This window comes from Planococcus chinensis, assembly GCF_020071995.1.
Classification (GTDB): Bacteria; Bacillota; Bacilli; order Bacillales_A; family Planococcaceae; genus Planococcus; species Planococcus chinensis_A.
Window position 1 is genome coordinate 148,902 of the sequence record NZ_JABWTK010000002.1, and the last position, 13,516, is coordinate 162,417.

Below are 13,516 nucleotides of genomic sequence, written 5' to 3' on the forward strand. Positions count from 1 at the left end.
GCCTTTCGTAATATGTCTAAATCTTGAAAGTTTCGGCTATTCCCCATTTTCCGTTGTGTTTTGCAGCGACTTTCGATATTATCGAGTATGCAGGGAACGGACGTATAAATGAGTTTTAACATGAAAAAGTAGGTGACATTCTTGCAACAAGGTAAATATATAAAATGGTTTGCGGTAGCTGCGACCATCGGCATGCTATTGATCTTGCTTGGCGGTGCACTTGTCACCAAAACCGAAAGCGGAATGGGCTGCGGCCGATCGTGGCCAAGCTGCAACGGGGAATTGATTCCAGAAAAAATCACCGCTGAAGTCCTTATTGAATTTTCCCATCGCCTCGTTACTGGTGCAGTCGGCATCTTGATCGTCGTATTATCAGTATGGGCATGGAGAAAATATGGACATATCCGTGAAACCAAATTTCTAGCCGTCATGGCCGTATTTTTTTTGGTCTTGCAAGCTTTGATCGGAGCCGCACAAGTATTATGGGGGCAAGGCGATTTCATTCTTGCACTTCACTTCGGAATCTCGCTGATTTCTTTTGCATCGGTGCTGCTTCTGACCTTGCTGATTTTTGAAGTCGACCGGAAATTCGATGCTGACCGCTTGGTAATCGGAAGGAAATTAAGAATTCATACCATCGGAGTTACGCTTTATTCCTATATCGTTGTTTACACAGGGGCTCTTGTACGCCATACAGATTCCAGTTTGATTTGTTCAGATTGGCCGCTATGCCGCAATGACCAGTTCGCTCTGCCAAACAATATGTATGAATGGGTTCAGATGGGGCATCGCTTTGCTGCGAGCATGATCGTATTGTGGCTGGGCTACATCGCCTGGCATGCGTTTAAAAACTACAAGGAACAGCGTGTCATTTATTGGGGTTGGATCATTGCCTTCATCATCGTTGTGCTTCAAGCTACTACCGGCATGCTCGTAGTGTTGACCAAATTGAATTTGGCAGTGGCCCTTCTTCACTCGCTGCTGATTTCACTTTTGTTCGGATTGCTATGCTATATGATTCTGCTCGTTTCCAGAAGCAGAGCCAAAGCCAAATAAAAACAGCCAGCGCATTTGCGCTGGCTGTTTTTTTAAATTCTTTCCATTTCAATCAGCAAATCGCCGCTTGAAATGCCTTCACTCGCTGCAACATGGATTTCTTTGACAACGCCGTCAAATGGCGCTTGCACCGTTGTCTCCATTTTCATTGCTTCGGTTACGATCAAGTGGTCGCCGCGCTTCACTTTGGCCCCTACTTCCGCTACCACTTTCAAAACGGTTCCCGGCATGGTTGCTGCAATATGGGATTCGTTTTTCATGTCAGCTTTCGGTCTTGCCAAAGCATCGGTTTCGACCGTCATATCCTGGATGTTCACTTCACGCGGCTGGCCGTTCAGTTCGAAATAGATTGTCCGATGGCCATCTTTTTGCGGCTCTCCGATGGACACCATCTTGATCATCAAGGTTTTCCCTTTTTCGATCTCCACTTCGATTTCTTCGCCTAAGCGCATTCCGTAAAGGAACGTTAAAGTATCCAATACTGACACATTGCCAAACTGCTGGTTTGTCAGTGTGTACTCTTCAAAAACTTTCGGATAAAGCGCGTACGCCAAAACTTCCTGGCTCGTTACCGGACGCTCCAATCGTTCAAACAAGGTCTTTTTGATTTCATCAAAGTCAGCCGGTTCAAGCAATTCTCCCGGACGGACAGTGATGGCTTCGCGGCCTTTTAAAACGACTTGCTGAAGCTCTTTCGGGAATCCGCCGTGCGGCTGTCCGATATAGCCTTCAAAGAATTCAATGACCGATTCCGGGAAGTCGATTGTTTCCCCGCGTGTGATGACGGTTTCTTCATCTAAATCATTTTGAACCATGAACAATGCCATGTCTCCGACAATTTTTGAAGAAGGTGTCACTTTTACAACATCTCCAAACAGCATGTTGACCCGCGAATACATCTCTTTGACTTCTTCCCAGCGCATGCCGAGCCCTACTGCTTTCGCTTGCTGCTGCAAGTTGCTGTACTGGCCGCCCGGCATTTCGTGTACATAGATTTCTGAATGCGGGCTGTTCATGCCGCTTTCAAAATCACTGTAGTATTTGCGGACATCTTCCCAATAATGCGACAATTTTTCAATCGATTCGATTTCGGTCCGCACTTCACGTCCGCTGCCTTTCATAGCGTAGTAAAGAGAGTTTGCACTCGGCTGAGAAGTTAGCCCTGCCATATTGCCAAGAGCCGTATCTACGATATCGACGCCTGCTTCAATCGCTTTTGCGTACAAGTAAATACCGTTGCCGCTCGTATCATGTGTATGAAGGTGAATCGGCAAGGAAACGGTATCTTTCAGTTCCGACACCAGACGATACGCAGCTTCCGGCTTCAGCAGTCCTGCCATATCTTTGATTGCCAGAATATGTGCACCCGACGCTTCAAGTTCTTTAGCCATTTTCTTATAGTAATCAACCGTATATTTATCGCGGCTTGGGTCTAGAATATCACCGGCGTAGCAAATGGCTGCTTCTGCCACTTTTCCGCTTTGGCGGACTTCATCAATTGCCACTTCCATGCCTTTGATCCAGTTCAAGCTGTCGAAAATACGGAACACATCGATTCCGGCTTCGGCTGATTTGCGGACGAAATCACGGATGACGTTGTCCGGATAGTTCTTGTAGCCGACAGCATTGGCGCCTCGGAACAGCATCTGGAACAATACATTCGGCACTTGTTCACGCAATTTGATCAGGCGCTGCCATGGGTCTTCTTTCAGGAAGCGGTAGGAAACATCGAACGTTGCGCCTCCCCACATCTCCATCGAGAACAAATCATGCTGCAAACGTGCGGTTTCGTTTGCGATGGCAAACATATCGTGCGAACGCAGCCGGGTCGCAAGCAGTGACTGATGGGCATCACGGAAAGTCGTGTCTGTCAGAAGAACTTCCTTCTGTTCATGAATCCATTTTGTCAGTCCTTCAGGCCCTTGTTCGTCCAGAATTTGCTTTGTTCCGCGCGGTGCCGGTACGGATAAGTCCAGTTCCGGAATTCTCGGCGCTGCATGAATCGGTTTCTTTTTCTTTTCGATGCCTGGGAATCCGTTGACTGTGATATTTCCAATGTAAGTCAACAGTTTTGTTCCGCGGTCTTTGCGTACCGGGAAAAGGAACAGTTCCGGCGTTGAATCGATAAAGCTTGTATCAAATTCACCGTTGATGAAATTCTTATGGCGCACGACATTTTCCAGGAATGGAATATTGGTTTTAATGCCGCGGATCCGGAATTCCTGCAAGTTGCGGTCCATTTTCGCAGCTGCTTCTTTGAATGTGTTGCCTTGAGTAGAAACTTTTACTAATAAAGAGTCATAGAATGGCGTAATGACTGCGCCCTGGAACCCGTTTCCTGCATCCAAACGGACACCGAAACCGCCTCCTGAGCGATAAACCATGAGTTTACCAGTGTCCGGCATAAAGTCGTTCAATGGATCTTCTGTCGTCACGCGCGACTGGATTGCAAAACCGTTCAACGGAATATCCTGCTGAGCCGGAATTCCGATTACTTCGCTGTGCACGGAATGCCCTTGGGCAATCTTGATTTGTGCATGCACGATATCGATCCCTGTCACCATTTCGGTTATTGTATGTTCGACTTGAATGCGGGGATTGACTTCAATAAAGTAGAACTCGTCGTTTGCCACTAAGAATTCAACAGTACCCGCATTTATGTAATCGATATTTTTCATTAATTTTACAGCAGCATCACAAATCTGATTTCTCAGTTCGTCGCTGATTGAATTGGAAGGTGCAATTTCCACCACTTTTTGATGGCGCCGTTGAATGGAGCAATCACGTTCATATAAATGAATGATATTTCCTTCAACATCTCCCAAAATTTGAACTTCGATATGTTTTGGCTTGTCCACAAATTTTTCGACATACATTTCATCAGATCCGAAAGCAGCTTTCGCTTCGGATTTAGCACGTTCATAGGCTGAAGCCAGCTCTTCTTCAGTTCGTACGATGCGCATGCCGCGTCCGCCTCCGCCGAGAGACGCTTTGATCATTAGAGGGAAACCAGCGGTTTTGCTGAATTCTTCCACTTCTTGAAGAGATGCAACAGGGCCGTCCGTTCCTGGAATGACCGGAATATCGGCTGCAATCGCCTGTTCACGTGCTTTCACTTTGTCGCCGAACATATCCAGATGCCTAGAAGTCGGACCGATGAAGATTATGCCTTCTTCTTCACAGCGACGTGCAAAATGAACATTTTCGGATAAAAAACCGTAACCTGGATGAATGGCATCTACCCCTGAGTCTTTGGCGATCCGAATAATATCTTCAATATCCAAATACGCATCAATCGGCTTTTTGCCTTTTCCGACTAAATAAGACTCATCCGCTTTATAGCGGTGATAGGAACCACTGTCTTCCTGTGAATAAATTGCAACTGTTGGAATTTTCAGTTCCGTACAAGCGCGGAAAACCCGAATAGCGATTTCTCCGCGGTTTGCCACTAAAATTTTGCTAATTGTTTTCACACTGCAGCACACCCTTTACTTTTTCGATTTTTCGAATTTGTGGACCATGGAAACATTCATCAATACTCCCATAGCTAACGATAACAAAATTACCGACGTTCCGCCATAGCTTATAAATGGAAGTGTCACCCCTGTTAAAGGAATAAGTCCGGTCAAACCTCCCAAGTTGACGAAAGTCTGGATTCCGATCATGCTCGCAATCCCTGCAGCAAGCGTGCGAGCAAGCGGATCTTTTGTTGTCATCGCAATTGAAAGGCCGCGCAGTACGATAAAAGCAAGACCGCCAAGAACGAAAATCACTCCAAGTACGCCAAGTTCTTCAGCGATTACCGACATGATAAAGTCCGTATGCGGTTCCGGAAGATACCCAAGTTTTTGGATGGATTGCCCCAGCCCTAAGCCGCTCAGGCCGCCCGAGCCAATTGCTAAATAGCCATTGACGATTTGTAGCCCAAAGCCCAATTCATCTGAAAACGGATTAAAAAAGGCATCCAGCCGCCCCAAGCGTTTTTCCGTGAAAATGATGTCTGACGCAAAAAGCATAATCGGGATAATAAAAACTGCACAGCCAACTGCAACCCAGCCGGCCATCTTCGCAAAAAATTTGATGCTGATGCCGCTCGCTGCCATTACTGACAAGCCGACTGCCCCGATAATCATCATGGACCCCAAATCGGGCTCGAGGAATACAGCAAGCAAAACCAGCGTCAGAATGATGACGGGCGGAGCAATTGATTCGTTTAAATTATTGATATTGCCTTTTTTGTATTTATTGGAGAAAACACCAGCCAAATAGAAAATGATGCCGACTTTGGCGACTTCGGAAGGCTGGATATTCGCAAAGCCCAGATCGATCCAGCTTCTGGCGCCCCCTGCTTCATATCCGATCAAGTGGACAAGTACCAGGCCGATAAAGATGACAGCAAGCACGAGCTTCATCATCCATTTCTTGCCGAAATGTTTGTATGGGAAAATGGAGGCAACTGCAAATGCGGGGAATGCAAAGGCCAAGTTCATCAATTGCTGTATGTAAAAGCGGTTTGGTGCATCATCGTAATAGTTTACGGACCAGGCCATGCTGGCGCTGTATATCATAACAAGTCCGAAAAGCGTTAATGCGATGTAAACAAATAATAGCGGATAGTCCAAATACCTGGTGTACTTTTTAAAATAAGTTTTCATTTCCATACCTCGATTTATCAGATTAGTAAAAAAACTCAAACAAGGTTCGTTTGAGTTTTAAGTCATTTATTTGTATACGCCTCATGCAGAATTGAAAGCTTCTTCTCCAGCGTATCCATTAAATTTTTCCCTACTTCACGTTCGATTAACCCAAGCTTTACAGCAAAATCGATTTCACGTGAAAGTCCGAACATTTGTGTATCGAGCACTTCTTCATATAAGGGGCAAGAAGGCAATGTTAAATTGTCCATTTGGACTTTAATCAATTGCTCAATTTTTTCGGCATCCGCTTTGAGGAGTTCCAAAGCCTTTACTTGGTAAGTTTGTTCTTCTGTATGTTCCATGAGGACTCCCCCATTTAATGATATTTATCTCTATTAACCTGTTTAAAGTGTATCTTCAAAACACCAAAATTGCAAGCGTCTATTGCCTTTAGTATTAATCCCTTTAGCAATTTGTGCGGAAAAGGTATACTTATAAAAGATTGATTAAATGATGGAGGGTTTACAATGGAATTTATCGTACCTTTTAAAGGTGAAGTGAAATTTAAAATCGCACTAGATCCTACTGTCTGGATTTTTGATGACCGCCGGATTGACCTGGATACTTATTTTGATGAAGAACGCGTTGAAATCGACGAAATGGAAGAATACAAACGCGGCATGGGCGAACACTGGTCCCGTGAAATCATGGAAGGCGCTACTGTTCCGCAGACGCTGAAAACCGAAAAAAGATACAGCCGCCAGGAAAAAAACGAAATGATCACTGGCACATATGGCATCAAATTCGCTCCATTTCTGAAAAATGCAGAGCCTTCAGCTGAAGCAAAAACGGTGGTTTTTGAATCGGCCAACGGTGAGTATGCATTCCCACTGGATGCAGCAAACGAGCTGATTTTCAAATTCAGTGATAACGGAAAACCGTTAAAAGAAAACGGCCCCGTCCATGTATTGCTCCCTGATGGATCCAATCAAGAAGATCCAATCACGCATATTTTAGCCATCCGAGTCGAATAGGAGTGAACCGCCATGCGCGTACAATGTGTAATTTGCGACACCATCGAAGAACTGGTTGACGATACACTCGAAGCCAAACGATTGCGGAACCGGCCGATTCACACGCATATGTGCAAAGCTTGCCATGACCGCATCACAGAAAGAACAAAAGAGCGGCTCGCTACCGGGTCGTTCCACTTCTTCAGAAGTTCCCGCAGAATTGAGGACGACTTCTGATGAAGGTGTTAAAAGGCTTGTGGATCGGATTTTGGAGCGGCTTGCTTTTGGGGATTTTACTGAAATGGATTCAAGCGGTTACAGGTGAGCAAGTATATACACTGCTGCTGAATGTCGACTTTATCCCTGTAATAGGAGGGGTCAACTGGTCTGAACCCGTTGAATTTGCATTCCACCTGGTTGTCTCATTGCTGATCAGCATCGTGTATGTCTACCTTGCGAAACGGCGCCCCTATACATTCGGCCAGCTGGTATTGTTCAGCCTCGCCATGTGCATCCCATTTTTCCTGCTTTACTTCCCGCTTGCCGCTCTTGCAGTACGTCCAGACGTGCCGGCGTTAACTGACGGCGGAGCCATTCTATACTGGACGTTTGCGCATTTAACGTATGCATTGGCATTGCCGATTCTTTATAAAACCTTTGAACGAAAAAACGCTGCTTCTCAATGAGAAGCAGCGTTTTCGCGTTTTTCACGCCATAAGCGTATTTTGTAAAGAATCAAGATCAGCGCAGCAATAACCAGTCCTTCTACAACCGGCAGGAAGAAGGCCAAGAATGTCAGCCCCAGTCCACCAGCCAGAAGGAAAAGCGTAATGACGGCATTTTTCCCGATGGATAACTTTTTTGCGAACCCTAATTTATACACGAAAGCCGATAACAGGAATATGACTGCAAAAAGCGCATATCCTGCAATGGTGAAATTCGGCAGATTCTCATACAAAACTCGGGCTACGGGATACATACTGTCATAGACAAAAGCTTGCTCGTCTCCCACAGATATTACACCCTTCCTAGTTCATTATTCTTCGATGGCCACTTTCTTTTTCTTAGCCATGCGCTCACGTTCGTTTTTATCAAGAATTTTTTTGCGCAAACGAATGTTTTGCGGAGTGATTTCACAATACTCATCATCTGCCAAATATTCAAGTGCTTCTTCAAGACTCATTAAACGAGCTTTTTTCAATGTAGTCGTCTGGTCTTTGTTTGCTGAACGGATGTTTGTCGCAGCTTTGATTTTAACAATGTTCACTGTCAAATCGCTGTCACGGTTATGCTCGCCGACAATCATTCCTTCGTAAATCTCAGCGCCTACTTCAACAAACGCAGTTCCACGGTCTTCGATGCCCATCAAGCCATAAGTCGAAACTTTACCGCGCTCCATGGATACCAATACACCCTGGCGGCGTCCGCCAACGCGCCCTGAAGCGACTGGCTGGTAGCTGTCGAAAGTATGGTTGATGATTCCGTATCCACGAGTTTGTGTCAGGAATTCAGTGGTGTAACCGATCAAGCCGCGCGCTGGCACGTTGAATACCAAACGGACTTGTCCGCTTCCGTTATTGATCATATCCAACATTTCACCTTTACGCTCACCCAATGATTCGATGATTGCTCCAGTGTATTCTTCCGGCACGTCAACTTGTACACGTTCAACCGGCTCACAGCGAACGCCGTCAACCATACGGACGATTACTTCCGGTTTAGATACTTGAAGTTCGAAACCTTCACGGCGCATGTTCTCGATCAAGATCGACAAATGCAATTCGCCGCGGCCGGAAACGATCCAAGCATCAGGTGAATCTGTATTTTCTACACGCAATGACACGTCCGTTTGTAATTGTGCATCCAAACGTTCCTGGATTTTGCGTGAAGTGATCCATTTACCTTCTTTACCGGCAAACGGGCTGTTGTTAACTAAGAATGTCATTTGCAAAGTCGGTTCGTCAATGCGAAGAATCGGCAATGCTTCCTGATGGTCAGCCGGACAAACCGTCTCACCTACGTTGATATCTTCCATACCTGAGATGGCAATCAAATCGCCCGCTTCGGCTTTTTGGATTTCAACGCGTTTCAGACCCATGAAACCATGGATTTTCGTTACACGGAAGTTCTTGACAGAACCGTCTAATTTCATAAGGGCAACCGATTGCCCTACTTCGATCGTTCCACGGAATACGCGTCCGATTCCGATACGGCCTACATAGTCGCTGTAATCAAGAAGTGCTACCTGGAATTGAAGTGGCTCATCTCTGTTATCGATTGGCGCTGGCACGTGTTCCATAATGGCATCATAAATAACCTGCATGTTTTCTTCTTGATCTGCAGGATCAGATGAAAGGCTTGCAGTACCGTTCATTCCTGAGGCAAAAACAACCGGGAATTCAAGCTGCTCGTCGTTAGCTTCAAGTTCGATGAACAATTCGATTACTTCGTCAACCACTTCTTCTGGACGAGCGAAATCGCGGTCAATTTTATTTACAACAACGATTGGTTTCAAGTTTTGCTCCAATGCCTTTTTCAAAACAAAACGGGTTTGCGGCATACAGCCTTCGTAAGCATCTACTACAAGCAAAACACCATCAACCATTTTCATAATACGTTCCACTTCTCCACCAAAGTCGGCGTGTCCAGGCGTATCGAGAATATTGATTTTAGCATCTTTGTATTGAATTGCAGTGTTTTTCGCAAGAATAGTGATTCCGCGTTCTCTTTCAATATCGTTCGAGTCCATCGCACGTTCTTCAACGTGTTCATTTGAACGGAAAATCCCTGACTGCTGTAGCAGCTGATCCACCAAAGTTGTTTTACCATGGTCAACGTGGGCAATAATAGCAATGTTTCTTAAATCATTTCGTAAGTTAGTCATACTTTCACTCCAATATTCTTTTTTCATGTCCATAACTGTGTTAGTATAGCACATATGGGGAGAAAACCCTAACGATTTTATTTCAAGCAAACAGTGCAGGAGGAAAAAGTTTGAAAGACATAAAATGGATTTTCGTATTTTATTCGTTGGCGGCACTTTTGGCAATGACTGGAATCGGCGTCGCAGTCGGTTTGCGCAGCATCCCTTTGATCCTTTTGGCGCTATTGCTCCTTTTCGGAATCATGGGCATGGGCTTTAAAAAGAAAAAAGAAATGCGGGAAGCCGGTTTACTTTAATCATGTAGAAAGAGGGTGCGACGAATCGCATCCTCTTTTATTTTAACCGAATGTAGTCTGATAACATAATATTGTGTATCGAAGGATTGGCTGCGATAAACGTATCTTGTTTAAGCATGTTTGCAGCTTCCCCTTTGAAGTTTGTCATGACGGCTCCTACTTCTCCTGCAATAACGGATCCGCCTGCAATATCCCACGGAGACAGCCTCATCGATACATAGGCATCGATCCGGCCACTCGCCAGAAACGCCAGTTCAAGTGCAGCCGAACCATATGACCGTGTTCCGCGGACAGCCCGAACGAGCCGTATGGCTGCTTCATGGTCAAGATAGCGATTTGGCGCCAGCCAGCTGGCATTAATGGCCACAATCGATTCCGCAATGGAAGTGTCAATCAACGGCTTTAATTTTTCATCGTTATAGTAAGCGCCTTCTCCGCGCACCGCATAATACAAATCATCGTTTACAACATCGTATATGTATCCAAGCTGACCTGTGCCGTTTTCATAAACACCGAGGGAAATCGCGAAATTGCGTTTTTGATGGACAAAATTCATCGTGCCGTCAATCGGATCGAGCATCCAGACAACGCCTTCCAGGTCCTTGATATCGTCTCCGAATCCCTCTTCCCCGAAAATGCGGTGCCCCGGATAATCCCGGCGAATCCGCTCAATAAAAAATTGCTCGATTTCTTTATCAATATTCGTCACCAAATCATTGGCATCAGACTTCGTTTCAATTGTGATATCACTGATAAACGAATTCCGGATTTTGTGGCCGGCTTCTTTGATCAGCGACTTAATATATAAATCCACTGCATGCAGTTCCATAAGTTTCGCCTCCTTGTTTCTACCCATTATAACGAAAAAGGCACCTACTGTCTGTTCACAGTAAGTGCCTTCATGTGATGGAATTGTCAGAGCGCATGAAGTGCCTCCAGTTCTACATATATTTCATGGAGCCGCTTTTTGCTTTTATCGGCTTCACGGCTGTCTTTTTGCTGCAGGGCATCAAACAAAGAAGCAAGTTCATAGTCCAGCTCTAGTTTTAATACATTAATATACTCTTTTTCTATCTCTGCCTTACGAATGATTTGAATCATCTGTTTCATAATAAGCACCCCTTTCTCTCCGCATTTCGATAATTCAGAAATTTATAATTGCTGTTAATTATCCTTACCCCATTGGCGACTAGGAAAAACTTATTTATACTCTTTCTTCCCAAAGTTCGTTAAAATGAAACCTGTGAAATAGATTAAGGAGGAAATAAATTTGACATCATTTTGGAATGAACAGGATTTTGAAGTATTTGATACACCCGGGCTAGAAGCTCGTATGGAATTGCTGATTGAGCGGGTACGCCCAAAATTCGAGGAATTGGGCAGCCACTATTCTTCATTTTTTTCAGCAACAACCGGAGATGAGTTTTTCCCGCATGTAGCGAAGCATATGCGCCGCACGGTAAATCCGCCAAACGATAGCTGGGTGGCTTTTGCACCGCATAAAAGAGGCTATAAAGCGGTGCCCCATTTCCAGATTGGCTTATGGAACAGCCACATATTTATCATATTAGCGGTCATATACGAAGCACCAAATAAAACGGCGATGGCGCAGAACTTATTGGACGAAAATGCACTAGCTGCTTTGCCGGAAGGTTTTGTCGTATCCGGTGACCATATGAAACCGGATGCGTCTCCACTGTCGGAAATGACAGAAGAAGAGGTGAACAAGCTGATTGTCCGCCTGCGCGATGTCAAAAAAGGCGAATTTGTGATCGGCCGCCATCTACCAAAAGAACAGGCCATCAAACTGAACGAAGAAGAGTTCAAGGAATTTGCCGAAGAAACATTCGCCGCATTATTGCCTGTTTATAAAACACTGCTACAGAAAGAAAAAATGCCCCAGCGCTAAGCTGAGGCATTTTTTCAAGCTACCGAGAAACCTTCCATTCTCTAAGCCATTTCGCTCCAAGTGGACGCTTTCCGCTTCATTCGGCTCACTCTTTTAATAAAAAACTCTTTTATCAGAAAGAGCGGAAGAGTAAGCATGCTATTTATTCATTGCTCTCCCTCGATATGGAGCAAACCAGCGGAGACGCCTGCGGGAAAGCGAGACAGCCGAGACGCCGCAAGCCGCACAGCGGCTGAGGAGGCTTGGCGGATCGCCCGCGGCAAGCGCAGCTGGTTTGCGGAATATCGGAGATATTCTAAGGAAAATTTTTCTATATCTTTCACAACAAACTGAAAAGATGCCCCAGCGCTAAGCTGAGACATCTTTTTGTTCGTCCCACTAATAACATGAGCAGTTTTATCTTTTTTGAATTTTAATGACGTCGCTGTCATTTCTGGCTTTCATTTCTTTGATCACCGGAAAACTGGCGTAGCCGCTTTCTTCTTCAAATTCACGGAAATACGTCTTTTCTTCCGCGATGGAAGGAACAATTTCTTTGAACCGGCGGTAACGCGCCATGATATTGTCCCGTTTGATCCCTTTTTCGTAAGCCATTTCAATTCCCTCGAAAAATGTTACGACGTCAATGATTTCTTCTGTTGTCCAGTCGACAGAAAACGGATAAGAATAATCCATCTTTCATCCCTACTTTCATGGTGTAATCGCCCATCTTTTACGGATTTCACCTGCTTCTTTAACCATCCGGTCCAGCAGTTCCGCTACAGTGGGCACATCTTTGATCAAGCCGGTGACTTGCCCTGCCCAACCAAATCCTTCATTCAGGTTTCCTTCATATATATACCTTTTATTCGCCTCGCCGCTGACGTAATTGCGCAGTGCTTCATAATTCGGCGTCGCAGCTTCAATTTCAAGAATTTTATCGGTCCATGTATTTTTTAAGGTTCGGGCAGGCGAACCGATGCTTTTCTTAATAATAACCGTATCGCTTTCCGTGCTGTCAATCAATGCTTTTTTGTAAACTTCTGAAGCATGGACACATTCTTGCGTAGCAATAAAGCGGGTGCCCATCTCTATGCCTTCTGCACCGAGCGCATGAGCAGCCATCCACCCTCTGCCGTCGCCGATGCCACCGGAAGCAATAACCGGAATTGAAACAGCGTCCACTACTTGCGGAATTAACACCATCGTACCGATGTCGTCCCTTCCTAAATGGCCGCCACCTTCATGCCCGACAACCATGACCGCATCCGCTCCCAGTTCTTCTGCTTTTTGAGCTTGGCGTCTTGCTGCAACAAGTACCAATTTTTTAATCGAAGTGCCTTTTAATTGATCAAAAATCGGCGTCGGATTTCCTCCGGTCATCGAGACGACCGGAACATTTTCTTCAATCGCCACTTCAAGCATATGCGAAAAGGCACGACCGTGGTCGCCGATAGCAAAATTCACGCCGAACGGCCGGTCTGTCATTTGACGCACTTTCCGGATTTCCTCCCGCAGCATTTCCGGAGACGATAAGCTCATTGCCGTAATCTGGCCGAGCCCTCCTGCATTTGAAACGGCAGCCGCCAGTTCAGCATACGCCAAGTACGCGAGCCCCCCTTGAACAATCGGCAGCTCCGTCCCTAATAAGTCTGTTACCCGTGTATTGAAATTCATCTAATGTATTCCCTCCCCTTTATTTTCTCTATTCGATAGAACCGGCCAAATTCCTTTTATTTTTA

The 13,516-nt window shown here is 45.3% G+C and carries 15 protein-coding genes; 6 read left to right on the forward strand and 9 right to left on the reverse strand.

From position 1 onward, the window contains the following. Nucleotides 1-141: 141 nt before the first annotated feature. The gene (locus tag HU147_RS03855) at nucleotides 142-1,056 is read left to right on the forward strand and encodes a COX15/CtaA family protein (RefSeq protein WP_224074991.1); all 915 of its coding nucleotides are present in this window, start codon (nucleotides 142-144) and stop codon (nucleotides 1,054-1,056) included. A 32-nt stretch (nucleotides 1,057-1,088) separates the two neighbouring features. Here the strand turns inward: HU147_RS03855 and pyc are convergent, their stop codons facing one another. The 3 genes from pyc to HU147_RS03870 all read right to left on the reverse strand — a co-directional run bounded on the left by pyc (nucleotide 1,089) and on the right by HU147_RS03870 (nucleotide 6,055). Then, nucleotides 1,089-4,529, reverse strand: a complete 3,441-nt coding sequence (gene pyc / locus HU147_RS03860; protein WP_224074992.1) for a pyruvate carboxylase — start codon at nucleotides 4,527-4,529, stop codon at nucleotides 1,089-1,091. A 15-nt stretch (nucleotides 4,530-4,544) separates the two neighbouring features. After that, a complete protein-coding gene (locus HU147_RS03865; protein WP_224074993.1) occupies nucleotides 4,545-5,711 on the reverse strand; it encodes an FtsW/RodA/SpoVE family cell cycle protein in 1,167 nt (388 codons plus the stop codon). Nucleotides 5,712-5,773: 62 nt separating this feature from the next. Continuing rightward, entirely contained in the window at nucleotides 5,774-6,055 is a 282-nt protein-coding gene (locus HU147_RS03870) for a YlaN family protein (protein ID WP_224074994.1), read from the reverse strand. A 165-nt stretch (nucleotides 6,056-6,220) separates the two neighbouring features. Between HU147_RS03870 and HU147_RS03875 the strand changes: the two genes are divergently transcribed. From HU147_RS03875 to HU147_RS03885, 3 genes are read left to right on the forward strand one after another with little or no spacing between them, the layout of a single operon-like run. Then, nucleotides 6,221-6,727: a peptidyl-prolyl cis-trans isomerase gene (locus HU147_RS03875; RefSeq protein WP_224074995.1), complete on the forward strand. Its 507-nt coding sequence runs from the start codon at nucleotides 6,221-6,223 to the stop codon at nucleotides 6,725-6,727. Nucleotides 6,728-6,739: 12 nt separating this feature from the next. Then, a complete protein-coding gene (locus HU147_RS03880; protein ID WP_036807042.1) occupies nucleotides 6,740-6,943 on the forward strand; it encodes a YlaI family protein in 204 nt (67 codons plus the stop codon). After that, nucleotides 6,943-7,392 (forward strand): hypothetical protein, encoded by a 450-nt coding sequence (locus tag HU147_RS03885; RefSeq protein WP_224074996.1) that lies wholly within the window; start codon nucleotides 6,943-6,945, stop codon nucleotides 7,390-7,392. Before HU147_RS03880 ends, HU147_RS03885 begins: the two co-directional genes overlap by 1 nt. Here the strand turns inward: HU147_RS03885 and HU147_RS03890 are convergent. Beyond that, nucleotides 7,386-7,685, reverse strand: coding sequence for a YlaH-like family protein (locus HU147_RS03890; RefSeq protein ID WP_224075291.1), 300 nt, complete (start codon nucleotides 7,683-7,685; stop codon nucleotides 7,386-7,388). The genes HU147_RS03885 and HU147_RS03890 overlap by 7 nt on opposite strands. A 57-nt stretch (nucleotides 7,686-7,742) precedes the next feature. Continuing rightward, nucleotides 7,743-9,590 (reverse strand): translational GTPase TypA, encoded by a 1,848-nt coding sequence (gene typA, locus HU147_RS03895; protein ID WP_036807048.1) that lies wholly within the window; start codon nucleotides 9,588-9,590, stop codon nucleotides 7,743-7,745. 110 nt (nucleotides 9,591-9,700) lie between these two features. Here typA and HU147_RS03900 point away from each other — a divergent pair, with 110 nt between their 5' ends. Further along, nucleotides 9,701-9,886, forward strand: coding sequence for a YlaF family protein (locus HU147_RS03900; RefSeq protein WP_224074997.1), 186 nt, complete (start codon nucleotides 9,701-9,703; stop codon nucleotides 9,884-9,886). Between the two features lie 37 nt (nucleotides 9,887-9,923). On the opposite strand, the gene HU147_RS03905 is transcribed toward HU147_RS03900, so the two are convergent. Beyond that, on the reverse strand, nucleotides 9,924-10,715 hold the full coding sequence (locus HU147_RS03905) for an inositol monophosphatase family protein (RefSeq protein ID WP_224074998.1): 792 nt from the start codon (nucleotides 10,713-10,715) through the stop codon (nucleotides 9,924-9,926). An 86-nt stretch (nucleotides 10,716-10,801) separates the two neighbouring features. Continuing rightward, the gene (locus HU147_RS03910; protein WP_224074999.1) at nucleotides 10,802-10,996 is read right to left on the reverse strand and encodes a hypothetical protein; all 195 of its coding nucleotides are present in this window, start codon (nucleotides 10,994-10,996) and stop codon (nucleotides 10,802-10,804) included. Between the two features lie 160 nt (nucleotides 10,997-11,156). Here HU147_RS03910 and HU147_RS03915 point away from each other — a divergent pair, with 160 nt between their 5' ends. Beyond that, on the forward strand, nucleotides 11,157-11,795 hold the full coding sequence (locus HU147_RS03915; RefSeq protein WP_224075000.1) for a YktB family protein: 639 nt from the start codon (nucleotides 11,157-11,159) through the stop codon (nucleotides 11,793-11,795). 396 nt (nucleotides 11,796-12,191) lie between these two features. Here the strand turns inward: HU147_RS03915 and HU147_RS03920 are convergent, their stop codons facing one another. Both HU147_RS03920 and HU147_RS03925 read right to left on the reverse strand, forming a co-directional pair. Next, nucleotides 12,192-12,470: a UPF0223 family protein gene (locus HU147_RS03920; RefSeq protein ID WP_224075001.1), complete on the reverse strand. Its 279-nt coding sequence runs from the start codon at nucleotides 12,468-12,470 to the stop codon at nucleotides 12,192-12,194. Between the two features lie 15 nt (nucleotides 12,471-12,485). Continuing rightward, on the reverse strand, nucleotides 12,486-13,451 hold the full coding sequence (locus HU147_RS03925) for an NAD(P)H-dependent flavin oxidoreductase (RefSeq protein WP_224075002.1): 966 nt from the start codon (nucleotides 13,449-13,451) through the stop codon (nucleotides 12,486-12,488). Nucleotides 13,452-13,516: the final 65 nt, after the last annotated feature.

Bases quoted from the DNA above. Each gene is read 5' to 3' on its own strand.
- HU147_RS03880 (WP_036807042.1), top strand. From the start codon at position 6,740: ATGCGCGTACAATGTGTAATTTGCGACACCATCGAAGAACTGGTTGAC.
- typA (WP_036807048.1), bottom strand. From the start codon at position 9,590: ATGACTAACTTACGAAATGATTTAAGAAACATTGCTATTATTGCCCAC.
- HU147_RS03870 (WP_224074994.1), bottom strand. From the start codon at position 6,055: ATGGAACATACAGAAGAACAAACTTACCAAGTAAAGGCTTTGGAACTC.
- HU147_RS03890 (WP_224075291.1), bottom strand. From the start codon at position 7,685: ATGTATCCCGTAGCCCGAGTTTTGTATGAGAATCTGCCGAATTTCACC.
- HU147_RS03910 (WP_224074999.1), bottom strand. From the start codon at position 10,996: ATGAAACAGATGATTCAAATCATTCGTAAGGCAGAGATAGAAAAAGAG.
- HU147_RS03885 (WP_224074996.1), top strand. From the start codon at position 6,943: ATGAAGGTGTTAAAAGGCTTGTGGATCGGATTTTGGAGCGGCTTGCTT.
- HU147_RS03865 (WP_224074993.1), bottom strand. From the start codon at position 5,711: ATGAAAACTTATTTTAAAAAGTACACCAGGTATTTGGACTATCCGCTA.
- HU147_RS03920 (WP_224075001.1), bottom strand. From the start codon at position 12,470: ATGGATTATTCTTATCCGTTTTCTGTCGACTGGACAACAGAAGAAATC.
- HU147_RS03905 (WP_224074998.1), bottom strand. From the start codon at position 10,715: ATGGAACTGCATGCAGTGGATTTATATATTAAGTCGCTGATCAAAGAA.
- HU147_RS03925 (WP_224075002.1), bottom strand. From the start codon at position 13,451: ATGAATTTCAATACACGGGTAACAGACTTATTAGGGACGGAGCTGCCG.
- HU147_RS03875 (WP_224074995.1), top strand. From the start codon at position 6,221: ATGGAATTTATCGTACCTTTTAAAGGTGAAGTGAAATTTAAAATCGCA.